Annotated in this window: 16 protein-coding genes and 1 pseudogene; 6 read left to right on the plus strand and 11 right to left on the minus strand. The window is 46.8% G+C overall.

All coding sequences use genetic code 11. From position 1 onward, the window contains the following. The first annotated feature begins 259 nt into the window (after positions 1–259). On the plus strand, positions 260–1,975 hold the full coding sequence (locus AYY17_RS17290; protein ID WP_067425798.1) for an ABC transporter ATP-binding protein: 1,716 nt from the start codon (positions 260–262) through the stop codon (positions 1,973–1,975). Next, entirely contained in the window at positions 1,965–3,635 is a 1,671-nt protein-coding gene (locus AYY17_RS17295; RefSeq protein ID WP_067425801.1) for an ATP-binding cassette domain-containing protein, read from the plus strand. The genes AYY17_RS17290 and AYY17_RS17295 overlap by 11 nt, the downstream gene beginning before the upstream one ends. A 20-nt stretch (positions 3,636–3,655) precedes the next feature. Here the strand turns inward: AYY17_RS17295 and yiiM are convergent, their stop codons facing one another. After that, positions 3,656–4,345, minus strand: coding sequence for a 6-hydroxyaminopurine reductase (yiiM, locus tag AYY17_RS17300; protein ID WP_067425804.1), 690 nt, complete (start codon positions 4,343–4,345; stop codon positions 3,656–3,658). A 103-nt stretch (positions 4,346–4,448) separates the two neighbouring features. Continuing rightward, on the minus strand, positions 4,449–5,069 hold the full coding sequence (gene sodA, locus AYY17_RS17305; RefSeq protein ID WP_067425807.1) for a superoxide dismutase [Mn]: 621 nt from the start codon (positions 5,067–5,069) through the stop codon (positions 4,449–4,451). Between the two features lie 369 nt (positions 5,070–5,438). Between sodA and acs the strand changes: the two genes are divergently transcribed. The 4 genes from acs (at position 5,439) to AYY17_RS17325 (ending at position 10,191) form a co-directional block, all read left to right on the plus strand. Beyond that, on the plus strand, positions 5,439–7,394 hold the full coding sequence (gene acs, locus AYY17_RS17310; protein ID WP_067425809.1) for an acetate--CoA ligase: 1,956 nt from the start codon (positions 5,439–5,441) through the stop codon (positions 7,392–7,394). A 69-nt stretch (positions 7,395–7,463) separates the two neighbouring features. Continuing rightward, on the plus strand, positions 7,464–7,775 hold the full coding sequence (locus AYY17_RS17315; RefSeq protein ID WP_067405867.1) for a DUF485 domain-containing protein: 312 nt from the start codon (positions 7,464–7,466) through the stop codon (positions 7,773–7,775). Further along, the gene (locus AYY17_RS17320) at positions 7,772–9,421 is read left to right on the plus strand and encodes a cation acetate symporter (protein ID WP_067425812.1); all 1,650 of its coding nucleotides are present in this window, start codon (positions 7,772–7,774) and stop codon (positions 9,419–9,421) included. Before AYY17_RS17315 ends, AYY17_RS17320 begins: the two co-directional genes overlap by 4 nt. Positions 9,422–9,621: 200 nt before the next feature. After that, positions 9,622–10,191 (plus strand): hypothetical protein, encoded by a 570-nt coding sequence (locus tag AYY17_RS17325; protein WP_067425815.1) that lies wholly within the window; start codon positions 9,622–9,624, stop codon positions 10,189–10,191. A gap of 166 nt (positions 10,192–10,357) precedes the next feature. On the opposite strand, the gene AYY17_RS17330 is transcribed toward AYY17_RS17325, so the two are convergent. The 9 genes and pseudogenes from AYY17_RS17330 to AYY17_RS17360 form a co-directional block, all read right to left on the minus strand. Further along, on the minus strand, positions 10,358–11,416 hold the full coding sequence (locus AYY17_RS17330; protein ID WP_067425818.1) for a fimbrial protein: 1,059 nt from the start codon (positions 11,414–11,416) through the stop codon (positions 10,358–10,360). Between the two features lie 73 nt (positions 11,417–11,489). Beyond that, positions 11,490–12,920 (minus strand): fimbria/pilus outer membrane usher protein, encoded by a 1,431-nt coding sequence (locus AYY17_RS22435; RefSeq protein WP_235845419.1) that lies wholly within the window; start codon positions 12,918–12,920, stop codon positions 11,490–11,492. Further along, a complete protein-coding gene (locus AYY17_RS22440; RefSeq protein ID WP_235845420.1) occupies positions 12,862–13,317 on the minus strand; it encodes a fimbria/pilus outer membrane usher protein in 456 nt (151 codons plus the stop codon). Before AYY17_RS22440 ends, AYY17_RS22435 begins: the two co-directional genes overlap by 59 nt. A 106-nt stretch (positions 13,318–13,423) precedes the next feature. Continuing rightward, positions 13,424–13,927 (minus strand): FimD/PapC N-terminal domain-containing protein, encoded by a 504-nt coding sequence (locus AYY17_RS22445; protein ID WP_235845421.1) that lies wholly within the window; start codon positions 13,925–13,927, stop codon positions 13,424–13,426. A gap of 15 nt (positions 13,928–13,942) precedes the next feature. Then, the gene (locus tag AYY17_RS17340) at positions 13,943–14,626 is read right to left on the minus strand and encodes a fimbrial biogenesis chaperone (RefSeq protein ID WP_067425821.1); all 684 of its coding nucleotides are present in this window, start codon (positions 14,624–14,626) and stop codon (positions 13,943–13,945) included. Between the two features lie 64 nt (positions 14,627–14,690). Next, on the minus strand, positions 14,691–15,254 hold the full coding sequence (locus AYY17_RS17345) for a fimbrial protein (protein WP_067425824.1): 564 nt from the start codon (positions 15,252–15,254) through the stop codon (positions 14,691–14,693). Between the two features lie 816 nt (positions 15,255–16,070). Further along, positions 16,071–17,093: a D-cysteine desulfhydrase gene (locus AYY17_RS17350; protein WP_067425827.1), complete on the minus strand. Its 1,023-nt coding sequence runs from the start codon at positions 17,091–17,093 to the stop codon at positions 16,071–16,073. Positions 17,094–17,122: 29 nt separating this feature from the next. Next, positions 17,123–18,565, minus strand: coding sequence for a Na+/H+ antiporter NhaC family protein (locus AYY17_RS17355; protein WP_067425831.1), 1,443 nt, complete (start codon positions 18,563–18,565; stop codon positions 17,123–17,125). Positions 18,566–18,610: 45 nt separating this feature from the next. Next, positions 18,611–19,733: pseudogene (locus AYY17_RS17360) on the minus strand (trans-sulfuration enzyme family protein). Positions 19,734–19,913 lie beyond the last annotated feature (180 nt).

Consider the following 19,913-nt stretch of genomic DNA (forward strand, 5'->3'; position numbering starts at 1 on the left):
CTCCTGTTTAAGACGATTGATTCACCAACTGTAATTATTGCAGCGGGCAGAGATAATTACACATTACAGAGCCGGTTTAAAGCGGGGACACACGGTATTACACACTCTTACAACTCTTCCCTGAGTGACTTGCGCAAATACCGTTTCAATTGCTGAGGTTGTCCGGAAACCGAAAGAAATAGCCGCGCAGACGAAAGTATTTCCGCTGGTGGTATAACCGGCACTCCGATACTCTCCGCAGAGAACTGCGGAGAATATTATGTATCAGGATCTGCGGGCGCTGTTGCGTCCTTTTCACTCTTTACTGATTACCGCGCTTATCTTTCAGGCTATTGCCGGTATCGCATCATTACTTCCCTGGCTGGCGCTTCATCAATGGGTACGCGTTTATCCGGACAGTTATAACGGCTGGCTGGCCGTCGCTGCGGCGGGCGGCGTGATCTGGCTGGCAGCTCAGACACTGGCGTTTCACATCACCCACATTATGGATGCCCGGTGCAGTCACGGCCTGCGCCTGCAACTCTCAGACAAGATGCGCAATCTGCCGCTGAACTGGTTTGTGCAACAGGGTCGCGCTGGTGTGGAGCACTATGTTCAGCAGGATATCAATGCATTGCATCAGTTGGTGGCACATGCGCCTGCTGATCTTGTCCGCCTGATCCTGGTTCCGTTACTGGCGGCATTGCTGTTGCTGATGATTAATCCTCTTCTTCTTGTCTTATCACTTCTGCCGCCCGTCGGCGCGTTTTTGTGTTTCCGGCTGATGCGCTCAGCGCGCTATCGTGAGATTTTTTCAGAGCGCGACAGCTCGTTGCGCACATTATTTGAAGATTACCGTACCCTTGCGGAAAACCCGCTTGTTGCGCAGCAATTTCCCGGACGCGGAATTTTGCGCAAAACAGAACTGGCTCTGTTGCACTTCACCTCAGTTTTTCATCAATGGGTCACTAAAATCGGGCGTCCCGGCGCGATGGCACAGGTGTTTCTCAGCTCTGTGTTACTGACCGGCTGGCTGCTGCTGTGCATTGTGCTGACCGGGCAAACGCTGTCTCTTGCTGATCTGGTGCTGTTTATCCTGCTGTTGCGCAATATTGCTGAACCGGTAACGGCCATGGGACATGGAGCTGATGCATTACAGGCCGCGTTATCTGCGTCCGGACGTATCCGTCAGTTACTGACACACCCGCAGATGCAGTACGGAGAGCGGCAATATGATGACGACACACCTTTGCCGGAGGCGGTACCGCTGACAGTACAGAACCTGACTCTGTACCCGGACCGGGAAGAAAACAGTGTGTCGATCCTGAAAAATGTCAGCCTGACGGTTGCGGCGGGTGAATGCATTGCCATTGTCGGCCCGTCGGGTGCCGGGAAAAGCTCTCTGCTGCGCCTGATTGCCCGGTTTATGGACCCGTCAGGCGGTATGATCACCCTGGCGGGACAGCCGCTGTCTGTCTGGTCGCGGCACGGACTGAATCAATTAGTGACGGTTGTGGTGCAAAACAGTGAACCTCTGCCCGGCACACTGCGCGATAACCTGATGCTGTTTAATCCTCAGGCATCTCCTCAGCAGGTAGAGCAGGCGCTGGCGGCCGCCCGCTTTGACAGTGTAATTGCCGCGCAGGAAAAAGGGATGGATGCAGTGACAGGCACGGATGTTCACCTTTCCGGCGGTGAAGCTCAGCGCCTGGCAATTGCGCGGGCGCTGATTGCGCAAAGCCCGCTGCTGCTGGCAGATGAACCGACATCGGCACTGGATCCGGATAATGCTGCCCATATTTTTGCCGCACTGACCGGTGGCACAGGTACCCGGGTGATTGTTACTCATGATCTTGCGCTGGCGCGCTGTGCGGACCGGCTGGTATTTATGGCAGAAGGTACTGTTGCGGCAACCGGCACACATGATGAACTGCTGGCGCAATGCCCGGCTTACCGGCACTTTGCGCGGCAGCAGGAGATTCCTCATGAAGGCTAATCTGCTTAAAACCAATCTGCTGATAAATCTGATTTTTTCCATGAAAGGCACAGTGTTACTGATGATACTGAGTGCCGTACTGGATGGAATTTGCGGACTATTACTGATCCCGGTGATCCTGACCTGGCAGCATGATCCGGCTCCGGCGCTGTGGCAACTGGGGATCGCGACAGTTATTACCCTGTTGGTGCAGTATATCGCTCTGCAACGCGGATTTTTTGCCGGAAGCCATCTGATGCACCGGCTGACGAAAGCGCTGGTCAGCCATATTCCCCGCCGCTTATCACGTGATAATCATGCGGACGGACTGTTATCAGGTGCGGTTATGCAGGCGATGGGCATTCCCGCACATCTGCTTGCACCACTGGTAGGCACCATCGTGATGCCGCTGACGATTATCATCGGTTTACTGTTTTATCATCCGGGTCTGGCGGCGCTGTTTACCGCAACCGCACTTATCCTCATTGCAGCATTGCGTTTGAGTGCGGTGCGCCTGAACCGGGCTGAAACGCAGCTTATCAGTGCACGCAATGATGCTGCGCAGGCGCTGGGCGATTTTGCCCGTCATCAGGCGTTATTGCGCAAAAGCGGGCAGATGAGTGATGCCGCGCAGCAGCTTGAGCAAACCCTGTCTGCGCAACAGCAATCACAGGAACAGGTTCTGCGCCGCAGTCTGCCGTACCATCTGTTATTCAGCCTGTTGATCCAACTGCTGTTTATTGTGGTTCTGGTGTGGGGGGCATTACAGGTTTCCGGCGGTACGGTGGCACTGAGTGGCTGGCTGGCAGTGATGATATTAATTGCCCGGTTTATTGAACCGCTGCATCAGCTTTCTCATATTGACCAGGCACTGCGCCAGGCGGGAACTGCCCTGAATGCTATCCACCGGGAGCTCAGCGGCAAGACCCGCCACTCCCCGGCACAGAGCCGGAACCCTTCTTCACTGACCATTAGGGCAGATGCTTTGAATGTGGTATCGGATGAAGGAAAACCGCTGCTGCATGATGTCTCTTTTATCTGTCCGGAAAACCGGCTGACGGTTATTACCGGCTCATCAGGGGCCGGTAAAACCACATTACTGCATCTGCTGGCACGAACCGCTGATCCGCAAAGCGGCGTGGTGAATTACGGCGACATGCCGGTGACCATGCTGTCTGAAACCGTGCTGGCATCTGTTCGTCAGTTAGTCACACAATCTTCGCATCTGTTGCGCGGCACACTGCGCTGGTCACTGCTTCAGGGAGCAGCGCAGCCGGATGATGAGATCGTGCTTGCGCAACTGCATTCACTCGGTCTGACTGTTACGCCCGCTCAGTTGGATGAGGATACCGGGGAGCAGGGGGATTGTTTCTCCGGCGGGCAGAAGCAGCGCCTGTGTCTGGCAAGAGCCTTACTGGCGCAGCCATCCGTGCTGCTGCTGGATGAACCGACAGCCAGCCTGGATGTATTAAGCCGTAAACGTGTGATTGATACACTGACTGAATGGCCGGGAACACGGATTATCGTCACCCACAGCCCGGAACTGGCACGCCGGGCTGATCACGTTATTGTGATGGCAGAAGGGCATCTCTGCGCACAGGGCGCCCCGGCAGATGTGGAGGCACAATCTGACTGGTTTGCCCGTTTTTGTACCGGGAAGACAGAAAACAGTGAAAATTGATTAGTAATCAATGCACTCTCTCAGCCGAACGGTCCGGCGAAACCAAATAACCGGCGGTTAAAATCTTCAATTTTGCCGGTCGCCAGGCGGCGCTGCATCGTCAGTGTCCAACTGGCGGATAAACCGGGCGAATGCAGCAGATGGCGGTATTCTGTTTCATCAAACGGCAGGTGAAATGCGATAGCCACCGCCTCTCTGACAGAAACAGCACTGGTGCGGGTCAGCAGGCTCAGCGGTTTCTGGCTGCTCACATCCCCTTTTCCGATAACGCGGTACAGCCAGCCGGTGCGACCGGTATCCTGCATGACCTGTGCAAAATCAGCCACATCTGTCAGCGGATTCAGTTTGTAGCACGGGGAGCGCGGCTGTGTGACCTGGATAAAAGCACTGCCCCACTGATAAATATCACCGATGAATACGGTTTCTTCAGTCATACCCACCGTGGATATATTTTCACCGAAAAAGGGCGCGACAAAGCGTTCTTCGATCTCCGGATACATCATTTTCCAGTAATCGTAATGCTCCCGCGGATAATGGCACAGTGCGCGATCAGGTCCGCCGTGAAAGGCTTTTTCTGCCTGTTCATCACCGGCAAGTCCGGTTGAGTTCAGTGCAATAATACCGTCTGTCTGACGTTTTTCGATGGCGCTGAGCCCGCAACGGGCGGTTTCTCTGATAGCGCCGGTAAAAACTAAAGGTGTGTATGCCATGCCGCCTCCGTATTCAGTAAGGCAGTTATCATAATCGAAAGCGGGGAAGAAAAATATGTGCCGGCGGGCGCCGGCACACAGAAACACTAATTATCAGCAGGACTTATTTTGCAGAGGCAAAACGCGCTGCTGCTTCGTCCCAGTTAACCACAGACCAGAAGGCTTTAATGTAGTCAGGACGGCGGTTCTGGAATTTAAGATAGTAAGCGTGCTCCCACACATCCAGACCCACAATCGGATAACCGGATGTACCGGAGATGGCTTCGCCCATCAGCGGGCTGTCCTGGTTTGCCGTGGAGACCACTGCCAGTTTACCGTCTTTCAGTACCAGCCATGCCCAGCCGGAGCCGAAACGGGTTGCGGCTGCTTTTTCAAACTCAGCCTGAAACGCGTCGATGCTGCCGAAATCGCGTTCAATAGCGGCTTTCAGGTCACCCTGTAACATTGTGCCGGTTTTCAGACCTTTCCAGAACATGCTGTGGTTTGAATGACCACCGGCGTTATTACGGATAAAGGTACGCTTATCTGCAGGGAATTTATCGAGCTGTGTGATCAGATCATCGATATCAAGACCGGTCATGTCAGGGAATGCTTCGAGTGCGGTATTGGTGTTATTCACATACGTCTGATGATGTTTGGTATGGTGAATTTCCATTGTCATTTTGTCGAAATGAGGCTCTAACGCGTCGTAAGCATACGGTAATGCAGGTAATACATAGCTCATAATTATAACTCCAGTAATTGACCGAACCGTCCACATCATGTGTGAACAAGATGAACAGTATAATGGATCAGATGGTAATGAAAATGATTATCAAACCCGTGCGATCTGTGCGGACTCTTTTAATTCGTTAGTTTACTGTCGTATATTAGTTAAAGCTGTTGATAAATTTCAACATTATAATGTTAAAAACTATGTCTTTGTTTCTATCTGACATTTTGTACCGGTACAGGTTTCCGCATCAAATGATAACGCTGCAATTCTCAGTCCGTTTAATTCGTGATCTTTCGCGCAAAAAAGAAACAAAAGTGAACAGGCAACTTTATTTAACGTGATTTTGACATAGCATTAACAATTGAAAGGAGACTCACCATGACAAAAATAATGAAATATCCTGTACCCGAAGAAATTGAAAAAAATGCGCTCATCAATCATCAGCAGTATCTGGCAGAGTATCAGCGGTCGGTTCAGGATCCTGACGGCTTCTGGCGTGAGAAAGGACAGGTTGTTGACTGGATAAAACCCTATACGCGGGTTAAAAATACCTCCTTTGATCCCGGACATGTGAGTATCAAATGGTTTGAAGACGGCACATTGAATCTGAGTGTTAACTGCCTTGATCGTCATCTGGCGGAGCGGGGCGATAAAACCGCTATTATCTGGGAAGGAGATAGCCCGGATGAATCCCGTCACATCACATACCGCGAGCTGCACCATGATGTCTGTCAGTTCGCCAATGTGCTGAAACAAAACGGGATCGGCAAAGGCGATGTGGTTGCGATTTATATGCCGATGGTGCCGGAGGCCGCTGTTGCAATGCTGGCTTGTGCGCGTATTGGCGCAGTTCACTCGGTTATTTTTGCCGGATTCTCGCCGGAGGCTGTTTCCGGACGGGTGATTGATTCCGGGGCAAAAATGGTGATCACCGCTGATGAAGGTCTGCGTGCCGGGCGGGCGATACCGCTTAAGCAAAATGTCGACGACGGGCTGAAAAACCCGGGCGTGACAACGGTCGGCAATGTCATTGTTTTCCGTCGTACCGGTAACCCGGTGGAATGGAAAAAAGGCCGTGATATCTGGTGGCATGAGGCAATCGACGGTGTCAGTGCAGAGTGCCCGCCACAAGAGATGAATGCGGAAGATCCGTTGTTTATCCTTTATACCTCCGGGTCTACCGGCAAGCCGAAAGGGGTATTACATACCACCGGCGGTTATCTGGTGTATGCGACGCTGACATTTAAATATATCTTTGATTATCATGGTGATGAAGTCTTCTGGTGTACCGCCGATGTAGGCTGGGTTACCGGACATACTTATCTGGTTTACGGGCCGCTTTCCAACGGGGCTATCACGCTGATGTTTGAAGGTGTACCGAACTACCCGGAAGTGAACCGGATGTGCCAGATTGTTGATAAACATCAGGTTAATATTCTGTATACCGCCCCGACCGCTATCCGTGCTCTGATGGCGGAAGGTGTTAAAGCCATTGAAGGTACATCCCGCAAGTCACTGCGCATTATGGGCTCGGTGGGCGAGCCGATTAACCCGGAAGCCTGGGAATGGTATTACAAAACTATCGGTGACAGCCGCTGCCCGATAGTCGATACCTGGTGGCAGACTGAAACCGGTGCCTGCATGATTGGCGCAATGCCCGGTGCTATTGCACTGAAACCCGGTTCGGCAACTGTGCCGTTCTTTGGTGTTCAGCCCGCGCTGGTGGATAACCAGGGCGAGATTCTGACCGGTGAAACGGAAGGCAACCTGGTTATCCTTGATTCCTGGCCGGGCCAGGCGCGGACACTGTTTGGTGATCACGAACGGTTTGAGCAAACTTATTTCTCTGCGTTTAAGGGAATGTATTTTGCCGGAGACGGCACACGCCGTGATGAAGACGGTTATTACTGGATAACAGGGCGTGTCGATGACGTACTGAATATCTCCGGTCACCGTCTGGGAACCGCAGAAGTGGAATCGGCACTGGTTTCACACCCGAAAATTGCTGAGGCCGCTGTTGTCGGTGTTCCGCACAATATTAAAGGGCAGGCGATTTATGCCTATGTCACTCTCAATCACGGTGAGGAGCCGACACCGGAGCTGTACGCTGAGGTGCGTAACTGGGTGCGTAAAGAAATAGGCCCGATTGCGACTCCGGATATTCTTCACTGGACAGATTCTCTGCCTAAAACGCGCTCCGGTAAAATTATGCGCCGTATCCTTCGTAAAATCGCCACCGGGGACACCGGTAACTTAGGCGATGTATCAACACTCGCTGACCCGGGTGTGGTCGAAAAACTGCTCGAAGAAAAGCAGGCCATCAAAATGAGTTAATACCTGCCCTCAGTCAGTGTCGTATGGCACTGACACAACTCAGATAACAATAAAAGAGGAGTATCCTCAATGAGTGAATCCATTTATCAAAAGGTGGAGAATGACCCTCGCTTTCAGGAACTGATCAGAAAGCGCAGTCGTTTCTCATGGACGCTGTCCATCATTACTCTCGTACTGTATGTCAGTTTTATTTTTCTGATTGCGTTTGATCCGCAATGGCTGGGTACGCCAATTAGTGACGGTCTGACGATTACCCGCGGAATACCGGTCGGGGTCGGGCTGATTGTCAGTGCCTTTGTTCTGACAGGAATTTATACGTTCCGGGCAAATGGCGAATTTGATCGCCTGACAGCGGAAATTTTAAATGAGGTGAAGTCATGATCAAGCGCATCTCTGCTCTGCTGGCTTCACTTCCGTTTTTCAGTTATGCCGATGTGATAAGCGGGCCGGTTGAACGCCAGCCTGTTAATTATCAGGCAATTATGATGTTTGTGGCATTTGTCGGTCTGACACTTTACATCACTTACTGGGCATCAAAACGCACCCGTTCACGGGCGGATTATTACACCGCAGGCGGGAAAATTACCGGGTTTCAGAATGCGCTGGCTATTGCCGGGGACTTTATGTCTGCGGCCTCTTTTCTCGGGATCTCCGCGCTGGTCTATACCTCCGGCTATGACGGATTGATTTACTCTATCGGCTTTCTGATAGGCTGGCCGATTATCCTGTTCCTGATCGCCGAGCGGTTGCGTAACCTCGGGCGGTATACCTTTGCAGATGTGGTGTCTTACCGGCTGAAAGCCCGCCCTATCAGGGTATTGTCTGCCAGCGGATCGCTGGTGGTGGTGGCGCTTTATCTGATTGCGCAGATGGTGGGTGCGGGTAAATTGATTGAGCTGCTGTTCGGGCTGGATTACATGATTGCCGTTGTGCTTGTCGGGATCCTGATGGTGTTCTATGTCCTGTTCGGTGGCATGCTGGCAACGACATGGGTACAAATCATCAAGGCGGTTCTGTTACTGGCCGGTGCCAGTTTTATGGCGCTGATGGTGATGAAAGCGGTCAATTTCAATTTTAATACCTTGTTTAAAGATGCTGTGGCGGTACATAAGAACGGGCTGGCTATCATGAGCCCGGGCGGACTGGTTTCTGATCCTATTTCAGCACTTTCTCTCGGACTGGCACTGATGTTTGGAACCGCGGGTTTGCCGCATATTATCATGCGTTTCTTCACGGTAAGTGATGCCAAAGAGGCGCGTAAAAGTGTGTTTTACGCCACCGGGTTTATCGGCTACTTCTATATTCTTACCTTTATTATCGGCTTCGGCGCTATTTTGCTGGTCAGCCCGAACCCCGCATTTAAAGATGCGGCCGGTGCGCTGATTGGCGGCACAAATATGGCGGCAGTTCATCTGGCGGATGCTGTCGGCGGAAACCTGTTCCTCGGCTTTATTTCAGCCGTTGCGTTTGCCACAATACTGGCAGTGGTCGCCGGACTGACACTGGCGGGCGCCTCAGCGGTTTCTCATGACCTGTATGCCTGTGCAATCAAAGATGGTAAAGCGAATGAGCGGGATGAACTGAAAGTCTCAAAAATTACCGTGATTATTCTGGGAATAGTGGCTATCGGGCTGGGTATTTTGTTTGAAAAACAAAATATTGCCTTTATGGTGGGACTGGCTTTCTCGATTGCCGCAAGCTGTAATTTCCCGATCATCCTATTGTCCATGTACTGGAAACGCCTGACAACCCGTGGTGCACTGGCGGGAGGCTGGCTGGGATTATTAACAGCGGTGGTTCTGATGATCCTGGGACCGACAATTTGGGTCGGTATTCTGGGGCATGAAAAAGCCATTTATCCATATGAATATCCTGCACTTTTTTCTATGACGGTTGCCTTTCTTGCCTCCTGGCTGGTCTCTGTAACTGACAACTCAGCGCAGGCGCAGGGAGAGCGGAGCCGCTTTGAAGCGCAGTTTATCCGGTCACAAATTGGTCTTGGTATAGAGCAGGGTAAGTCACACTGACAAACTATACCTGTCATACTGCAGGATGCCCGGTCGTTGGCTGTACTACGCTTGTCGCCTACAGGCATCCCGGATTATTCAGAGTACAGAGCGCGGTCTCCGGTCAGGGGATCGCATTTTCTTTCCTCCTTTTACTTGTTTTATCCGGTTGTTAATGATTAACTGCGTTTCGCTTATTTATGTTACTTAAAAGTTAATTTATGCATCTGTTTTTTTCTGTTTTGCTGATTGTGATTATTGCACTGGCACCCGCGGTATTAACCGGCGGGCTGGGCGCGGAGTACAGTGTCAAAATTGCGGTAATGGGCGCATTGTTACTGTTGGCAAATATGTATCTTTACCGCTACCGCTGGGGAAAAGTGCTTGTCGGCGTACTGACATTACTGTGGGGACTGAATTTATCGGCATCTGCTTTTTTCCGCCGGGAGGCGGGATCACAATATATTGCGGATCTTCCTGCTCTGCTCAGTCAGGAATATACATTGCCTGCCGGAGATGCACTGGCCGGCAATATCGGTATTACCAGCTTTTTTATTATTGTGTCAGTGGCTTATTTCGGTGTTGTTCATCTGTTAAGCAGTGTATTCCCCCGCCGTGTTATCCGTAATGCAGGGCTTTCGTTATTATTATTGTCTTTTATTTTGCCGGTTGAATATTATGCGATGGAAAAAGATAAGACACCGGGTCTGACGGTATATGACCACTATCTTCTGGGAACTCCGTTGTATAATCTCTCATCTGTTAGTATGGCACGGCGCTGTAATGCCTGAACATACCCTTATTCATTCAAACTGCAGGTCAGTTGGCGGAACGAGGACAGCCTGGTCACATACTAATGTATGCTCCCCGTCTGTCCTCCCTTGCCGCCTTCCTGTATCTTGAATTATGTTGGGTATTGATCTGATTGATAATCATAGATTATTCAGTGTGCAGTGGTTAATCGAATTGCAAAACGAACTGTGCCGTTGCTTCTGCTTTCCCTGCTTTTATTGAATCACCATAGCGATAATATTCAGCGGTAAGAGGAACCCTGGTTCTTCCTTCCTGAAGATCGGAAATTTTAATAAATTCCTGATTAACCAGCATTTCGTTATTGTTCATCGGCGATTTTATGGTAAAGCCAATTCCGGCAGCATTATTACCCTGACCTTCATTATCTATTTTAATAACAGAGTCTTTGCCATTATAACTTTCAGTATCCGTCGCAATTAATTTCATGTTTGCCGAAACATTGTCATTGCATGAAATGAATAATTCATCTTCTGCAGTATATGTTCCGTCAGGAAAACCAACAGAAGAGAATGCACTGGTTGGTGCCCGTGGTAATGTAAATTCCAGATTTGAATTTTCCAGGTTACATGAGGAAGGTGCGTTTTCAATTTTACCTTTCAGCCGGTAACTATACCCGACAGATGTCGTGCCTCCTCCGGGATTAAAGGCCTGAATTAAAACGGTACCGATATAAGCACCACCTGAGAGATTGAGGGTATCCGGATTATCTTTTGCGGCATAGATAATAACGGTTAAATCAAGCGGTAACAGGCTACCTTCCGGAACAGGAACATCAGCCCCCGGGTGGTTCTGAAAAGGAACTCCTGTTCTGCTGTCGAGTAAAACATAAACAAAATTACGATCCCCGCCAGGATAAATATGGTAGGCAGGACGACCATCAATATCGGCATAATACTTGGCAGTAATACCACTTCCTTCGCTGTAACTGGTATAGCCATGAACACCGGCATCCGGACCACATTCAGCAACACCACCGACGCCGCCCTCACGAACAAAGCTGAACCGGCCGACTTCCTGATGCTGTTTTATGCTCCCGGTCAGCTTGAGGGATATTTGCGAGGTCATTGTTGAGTGTCGCTGATTACCTTTTTCAACACAATCCTGTAGAGCATAGGCATTATTTATAGTCCCCAGACCGGCAAGTGTAACCAGTAAAGTCAGTGCCAGGTGTTTGGTTTTTTTCATTATATTATAGCGATTCATAATACCTCCTGCTGACAATCTGAGGTCATAATATAAAGACCATTTGTCGGAATAGTATTGTTAATATTGTAATTCATCCGGCAGTTTTGTGTGACACCGTTATATTTCCACTCAATAAGGATGTTGCCTTTTTCTTTATTAGCAACAAAATAAAGTGAGCTGAAATTAGAGACAAGATAGTCAGGTGATCCTTCCATGCTGCTTTTGCGCCCAGTGGTATTTCAGTATTGTCTTTCGATGTGAGTTTTATTAATAATTTATATCCTTTCTTTGCATCAAAGTCGGCAAGAATTAGTGCGCCTTTTGTCGGAACAATGTTATTAATAATATTATTTTCAATCTCAACATTACCAGGTAGTGTCTGTGTATCTATCGTAATGTTATTTTTCCGGTAAGGGGTCATTCCGGAGACAATTGCCAGACCTGAATTATTGGTTTTCAGTGAATGGCCATTAACGACACCGATACCTGCGGCATCTTTTGTCAGTACCAGAGCATTGGTTTCCTGTAACGCGGGGGTTGCCAGAACACCATACTGTGTGGCAACCAGCGAACCGTTCATGCCATAACTGAGGTTTTTATTATCTTTACTGTATGAATAACCGGCATGAACGGTTGAATATTGTGAACGGTATGAACTGCTCAATCCGCCTGAATAATCGACACCCTTATTGCCATGACTTTGATAAATATCCCAGCTGCCTTGTTGTTTATCACCATAATTACCGCTTATCCCCGCAGTTTGTAATGACTGGCGATCATTATCGACAGACGCGCTGTAATTTGCCCAGACAGGATAATCATTAATACTCAACGGAACACTGAGGTTCATACTGATATTATAGGTGTTTTTATTATTATCATGGGATTTGCCTCCCTGATAATAGTTATAATAAATACCATAGTTCATTTTATTAAATGAGCTGTTAAATCCGGCATTATACGATTTTTGTTTTTTCCCGTTTGTATATTCATAGATAACAGAGGAAATGTTCAACGATGAATTCCCGGATAATATTGGTTGGCTCAGGGATAATGTATATTCATTTTTCAGTTTATTATGATTATTGTCAGTATCCTGATAGGCCATTGCATCATCAAAACGATAAAAGTTAGTGTCAAAATGCCGGTAGCCAACTAAGGTGAGACTTGTATTTGTTGCCTCGAGACGCTTTGAGTAGTTAACACGGAATGCATTACCACTGAATTTTTTATCATCTGCCATAGTTGTTTTTGCATGTAACATATCGGTCGTTATAGCACCAAAAACACCTAAATTAAATGCCGCTCCTATCCCGCCGGATTGGTAACGTGGTGCGATAAATGCACCACCGTAAAGTGTAATAAAATCGGTAAAACCATAAAAAACGTCTGCCTGATTGATGTATTTCCCATCACCATCATTGCGGCTGTCATATTTTCCGCTGGACAGGCTGTAGCGTATGTTACCTTTCCTTTCCAATGTTGAGATTGACGAAAAAGGCACAATGAAGTTTTTTTTCACTACCATCTGTTTCTGTAATATTAACGTAGAGATTTCCGCCATTGCTCATAGGGAAATAGTTGGTCAGATTAAATGGACCTGCGGGCACACTTTGTTTAAATATTGTTTCACCATTTTGAACAATAGTGACAGTCGCTTCTGAGTTGGCCAGTCCGGAAATAGTCGGAACATAATTCGTTTTATTTGTTGGTTCCATTGTTCTGTCTGTTGTCAGACGAACACCACGGTATTTAACGGAGTCAAACAACTGTGATGAGGAGTATAAATCCCCGATAGTGAATTCACTTTTTATTTTATTAATATTTCGTGAAAGAGTATTGCTTATATTATTCCATTTCTTTTTTCCATTGGTATCATTCATCCAGGTCGAGTAATTTTTGTAGCGCCATGCACCCATATTTACGCGGGTTCGAATGTTACCGTAATAGTTATCATCAGAATTGCCATTATGTTGGCGATTGAAAGCAGAGAATAAGTAATCAACAAATAATACAGGGATGCCATTATCCCAGTTTTTTTTCTTCTATCTGTGATAGCTTATCTTTATTAAGATAAGATTGAGGGACGGTAAGGGAATAAACTTTAGTATTGAGATCCAAATAGCCTTGTACAAACTCAATGTTATTAATATTAAGGCAGTTATCTGTATTTTGATTTTCATCAGATGATACAGGAAATTCAATACCAAAATTATCCCAGTCTGCTTTTGAAAAGCAAGGCGCCAGTTTTTTATTTCCGGTACTATTTTTCATCAGAATAAAATCAATATCCTGATTAGATACCTTATTATTATTAATGAATAAGTTAACTTTATATTTCCCCGGCGCTATATCATTTTCTTTGAAGACATCAAGTTCTTCATTAGTTAACTGCGATTCAACACCGGCAATGCTGAATAAACCAGGCGGGTAATAGTCACCGGCAATCGCTGAGCAGGATGTCCCTGCAAGCAGAAATGACATTACAGACAATGATATGAAGTGATTTTTATTATACGTATTTTTCATAGTGGTCATCATGATTTATTTAACAGAAACGTTTTTCTCAATCGCTTTACCATAGTCATTTATATATATCAGCCTGATATGTGCGGGTGAATTTTTTGTACCGGATAATATCAGTTTTTCTTCGGATTTTGGCGTCAGATAACCATCAGGTAGTTTTATTTCCTGATTATTAATGACTAATTTTGAGACATTAACATAATAAGGTGTCGGGTTTTTTACGGTGAGAGAGTTTCCGGATACATTCCAGGTTAACTTATCAACATAGGTTTCAATATCTTTATTATCTAATGATGCCGGACGGTAAATTATTTTTATTCTGTTTGTCATGGAATAACGTAAAACGTTTTCCTGACCTTCACTGCTTGGCGCAACAAACTTAACATTCAGCCAATAAAGCGATTCTTTGTCTGAGGGCAAATTAACCACTTTTGTTACCTGTAATGTATTTTTTTGTTCTGCCCGCAATTTTAATAAAGGGGGAGTGGAAACAAAGTCAGGACTGACCTTTCCGGCTTTATCTTCAACCCAGGATTGCAGCAGATAGTTTCTGTTTTTGTCGGTATTAAAAGCAACGACACCTTCACTATTATTTTTTTCATTATAAACAAGGCGGGTAGTTTCCAGACCGAACCCTGCATAACTTTTTACAGTAAATAAAAGGCATGTTAAAACAGAGATAGTGATTTTTTTAGTAAACATAATATTGCCTGATTTCATCATAATATAAAAGGAATGCGCAGATTAAATAATCTGCGCACTAAAATTAATTATAGGAAAGCGTATAATTTAATGTTGCATCAGCCTGGCCGGCTTCAACATCGTCAGCAGTACTGGTATATTTTGCGACATAGCTTGCATGCCACTCTGTACTGGAAACAACATCATACTCTTCAGACTCGCCATCAATAGTAATAGGGTCATCCATATTGTCACGGTTATAAATAATAATACCGATATTTTTAGCTGTGTTATCATCATTCGGATTATCTAATTCCAGAACAGATGCGTAACCATCTTTCCTGGTACCATGCAGCTGTAATTTTACAGTGCCCTGATCCGGGCAATCAATTAATGAAATATCCAGCGAACCATTCTTTCCTTCTCCGCCAACTTCATCACCTTTACTTTCAAATGCACTGGTCGGGTAACGTCCCATTGCAACATCTGCATTTGGTGAATTGGAGTTATTAATGTCGATTGAACAGGTTGCGTTATAAATAAAACCTCTGAATGAAATTATGCCTTCCTGTTCAACAGCGGATGCACTCATTACTGAACCTGCCAATAAAATAGATAATACAGTTTTACCTGTTAAAAACGTTTTCATTAAAAAACCTTGTTTGAATTAATATAGATAGTATTCTGGGTAGCTAAATAAAACTAATACGCACCATTTATCGTCAGATATTAATCTGATTAAAAATAACGGTCAAAATAGCTATAAATAATTGTATTTGGTAAAGGATGTGAGTCTTTACACCCGACTTAATAAATTTATTTATCCTGAAATAAATATTGTCTGTATATCAGTTCATCTGTGTCCTGTTTACTGGTCTGGCTTATAGGAAGCAGATGCTTTCCGGCATGAGTCAGATATAAAATGATGCTGCATTGACATTATTATGTACGTTTATTTTAGTGATAAATAAGTGATGACTAAGTCACTCACAATATAAGTATACCTTAATCGTTTATTTCCGGAATAGTCTGGTGTATCGGAGTGTTGTTTGGTGTTTCGTTATATTTCAGAGTGATAATCTATTGTTACCTGTTGATTATCATTGATTTTTATTTTATCCGGTTTCATATTACGCGAATTATGTTCATGGAAAATAATAATAACCCAGAATAAATCCATTATTTATCAGTGGGTTGGTGAAATCTAAATGAAAGGGAAACGCATAATAAGCGTATTATTTCCTTACATATAGCAGAGCGCTATTATGCGGGAGATATCAATGTTTTTTATAAATATAGTTTAATTTTTATTATATTGTTGTGCGTTTGTTAGAAAGCGAAATAAGATATATTCGTGATAAATGAGACTGATTGGTAAATTATGATTCAGGAAAGGAAGTGACAGATACGGATAAATAATATGTTACCCGTATCTGTTGGATTTTAGCAGCATGTTACCGAATTATTATTTTATCGGAGCACTCACTTCCGGATAAGCAAATAAGCCGGTTGCACCACCGGTATGAACAAACAGCAATGGTGATGTATCCTGCGGATTACGGCGTACCTGGTCAATCAACCCGGCCATTGCTTTGCCGGTATAAACAGGATCCAGAAGGATACCTTCGCAGCGTGCCAGCAGTTCAATCGCTTCCAGCCCGCCGGCATTCGGCATTCCGTATTCGGGTGCAAAGTAATCATCCCACAGGATGACCGGTGCCGGTGTTTCAATAGCAAACAGCGGTGCCAGTTCATTTTGCAGTTTAATGACTTTCGGAGCCTGGTCAGCATAAGTGCGCGATACCGTGACACCAATCACCGGGGTTTGCGGCATGACGAGCTGCAAGCCAATTGAAAGCCCTGCATGTGTTCCCGCACTGCCGGAAGCAACAACGACGGCGCCGAATTCAACACCTTCCGGTTGTTGCTGTGCAATTTCCAGAGCGCACTGTACATACCCGAGAGAACCCAGCAGATTTGAGCCGCCAACCGGGATGATACAGGCATCTTTCAGCTGCATTTCATCAACCAGAGTCTGCATCTGTGCATCGGGATCGGTCAGCGCATCACACATAACACATTGAGCGCCGAATAAATCGCTCAGCAGTTTATTGCCGTTGTTCAGAAAGTTTGTTTCCTGACTGCCGATTGGATTTTCCAGTAACGCCACACATTTCAGCCCGTACATCGCGGCGACTGCCGCTGTCTGGCGAACGTGATTTGACTGGATAGCACCTGCGGTCACAATGGTTTTTGCCCCTTTTTCCAGAGCCTCAGCCATCAGAAATTCCAGCTTACGCAGTTTATTACCCCCGGCGGCGAGAGGCGTTAAATCATCGCGCTTGATGTAAATATCACGTCCCAGCAGGCGGGAGAGATGATTCAGTTTATTCAGCGGCATCACACCGCCGAGTAAATCAATCTTGCTGAACAGTGCCAGCGTTTGATGCAGCCGGGTTTCCCCGGCTGAGAGTACAGAAGATGACATAGCGTTTCCTTGAATGTTTCCTGTCAGTCTCAGTAAGTGAATCCTAACCAGAGATAGACGGCCAGTGCAAAACTTGCTGTTAATACGGCGTACGGCATCTGGGTGCGGATATGCTCAATATGATCACAATCTGTTGCCATTGAGGCGACAATTGCATCGCTGGAGATAGGCGATGTCATATCACCGAAGATAGAGCCGGCAATTGCCGCACCAATCATATATTCCGGCGGCATGCCGACAGAAATACCCAGTTGTACACCAATCGGGATCATAATCGCGAATGTGCCCCACGAGGTTCCGGTTGCCAGTGACATTACAGCACTGATAAGGAAGATAAAGCCGACAGAGAAGCCCGGTGCTATCACCCCGGACGTCACCTGGGCAATATAGGCACCGGTGTTCAGGTCAGAGGAAACGTGTCCCATCAGGAAAGCCAGGATCATCACGGAGCTGATTTTAATCATGCTCGCGTAGCCGATATACAGCTCTTTAAAGAAAGTATCCACATTCATCACGCGGCGGAGAAGGAACCAGATAAAGGATACCGCGGTGCCGAACATCACGCCCCAGTAAACAGATGTGGAGCCGCTGCCTTTGCTGAATTCGCCGTCACCTGTGATATACAGTGCCACCGGCACCATCAGAATGGTGGAGAGAATAGGGATAAAGAAGTTCAGTGAAGTATGGCAGTTCGGATGATTGATAATATCTTTATCATCTTCTTCCGGCTCTTCTGATTCTTCTGTAGCAGTAATGGCATCAGCGGAATAGTTGATAGCCTGCGCACGCATTTCTGCTTTGCGCATCGGTCCCCAGGACACATTACTGAAAATGTAGAACAGAATACTGGCGAGCGAGAACCATGCCATGATGTTGTACACCATAGAATGAGCAAGAATATCAAACGGTTCGCCGGTAATCAGTCCCTGTGAGATCTGAACACCAATCACTCCCATCATTGCCGCACCCCAGCCGTTAATCATGGCGGAAGAACAAACAGAGACACAGGCGGTCTGGATGATGTATGACATCTTCTCAGGCGGTACGCCGTATTTTTTCGCCAGTGCTTTGGTGGATGCACCGGAAACCAGCTGATTGATTGAGCTTTCAATAAAAATCAGTGAGGTAATAATCATCGCCAGCAGTTGTACACCTTTTCTGCCTTTGATTATCTGTGTTTTATTGGTGAGCAGGCGTACAAGTGCCCGCACACCGCCGGTAACGACAACCAGGCGCATAATCCCGCCAATCATCAGCATAAAGATGATGGTTTTGGCGTTACCTGATGACTTAAAGACATCAATTATGCCTTCAAGCGTGCCGCGGATCCCCAGAAGAATGTTGTGATCATGAATGACGGTAAACCCGACAAGTATCCCGATCAGCAGCGATAAAATCACCTGACGGGTACAAATTGCTAAAATGATAGTGACGACCGGGGTGATGATCGTCCAGATTCCATAGTCCTGCATACGCTTTCTCTGCTGTTATTTATTATTGTAATGAAATGCGGAGACTCAGGCTAATGCCTGCTCTAAGTCAGCCAGTAAATCGCCGATATCTTCAATACCGACAGACAGACGCAGTGTGCTGTCAAAAACACCAATTTCTTCACGTTCTTCGCGGGTCATTGAGCCGTGGGACATGGTCGCTGAGTGGTTTACCATACTTTCCACACCGCCCAGAGATTCCGCGAGAACGAAGTAACGCAGCTTGCGGACAAACTCTTCTGTCTCTGCCAGACCGCCTTTCAGCTGTATGGTGACGACCGCACCGCCGGTACGCATCTGTTTTTGACACAGTGCATAGTGAGGGTGAGTTTTCAGGCCCGGATAGAATATTTTTTCGATTTTTTCATGACCACAGAGATATTCTGCGACGGCCTGCGCATTACTGCACTGTGCTGCCATGCGCAGTGCCAGGGTTTTCAGCCCGCGCAGCGCAAGATAGGCATCAAACGGAGATGCGACAGCGCCGGTTGTGGTTTTCAGGAAATTCAGTTTTTCTGCCAGGTCATCACGGTTGGTGATTACCGCGCCGCCGATAAGATCAGAGTGCCCGCCGATATATTTACTGGACGACACCATAATCAGATCCGCGCCCATGGTCAGCGGTTTCTGGTTCCATGGTGTAGCAAAGGTGTTATCGATACAGGTAACAATATTATGCTCTTTTGCCAGTGCGCAAATCGCCTGAATATCCACCAGTTCCAGTAACGGATTAGTCGGGCTTTCTATCCAGATCATGCGGGTATTATCTTTGATTTTACTGCGTACAGCGCTTAAATCATTGAGATCAACATAATCAAATTCATGCCCGCAGTTCTCTTTGGCGACCCGTTCAAATAAGCGGAAGGTTCCGCCATAAACGCCTTTCATTGCAATAATGTGCGATCTGCGGGAACATATTCAGGACCAGTGCGGCGGCGGCAACACCAGATGCGGTAGCGGTCGCATAAGTGCCTTCTTCTACATCTGCCAGCAGAGTTTCATATGCGTGGCGGGTCGGGTTACTGACGCGTGAATAAGCGTATTCTCCGTGTTCACTCAGGCTGGTCTGAACAAAGGTGCTTGCGGTGGTAATCGCCGGGAAAATAGCATGATTAACATTATCCTGCTGTTGTCCGCCATGGATAAGCACTGTGGCAATTTTTTTTACTCATGTTAGGTGTCCTGTGAAATATACGATGAATAGTCAGTTAATTGTTATTGTAATGGACGGATATTGGCACAGGTAACCAGAAAAAATTTTCTAAAAAGATTATGTCGCCGGAGAGGACAGAGAATAAATTTCTCTGCGAAAAAATAATGCTTATCTATC

It is taken from the genome of Morganella psychrotolerans, from assembly GCF_001676055.1.
GTDB classification, from domain to species: domain Bacteria; phylum Pseudomonadota; class Gammaproteobacteria; order Enterobacterales; family Enterobacteriaceae; genus Morganella; species Morganella psychrotolerans_B.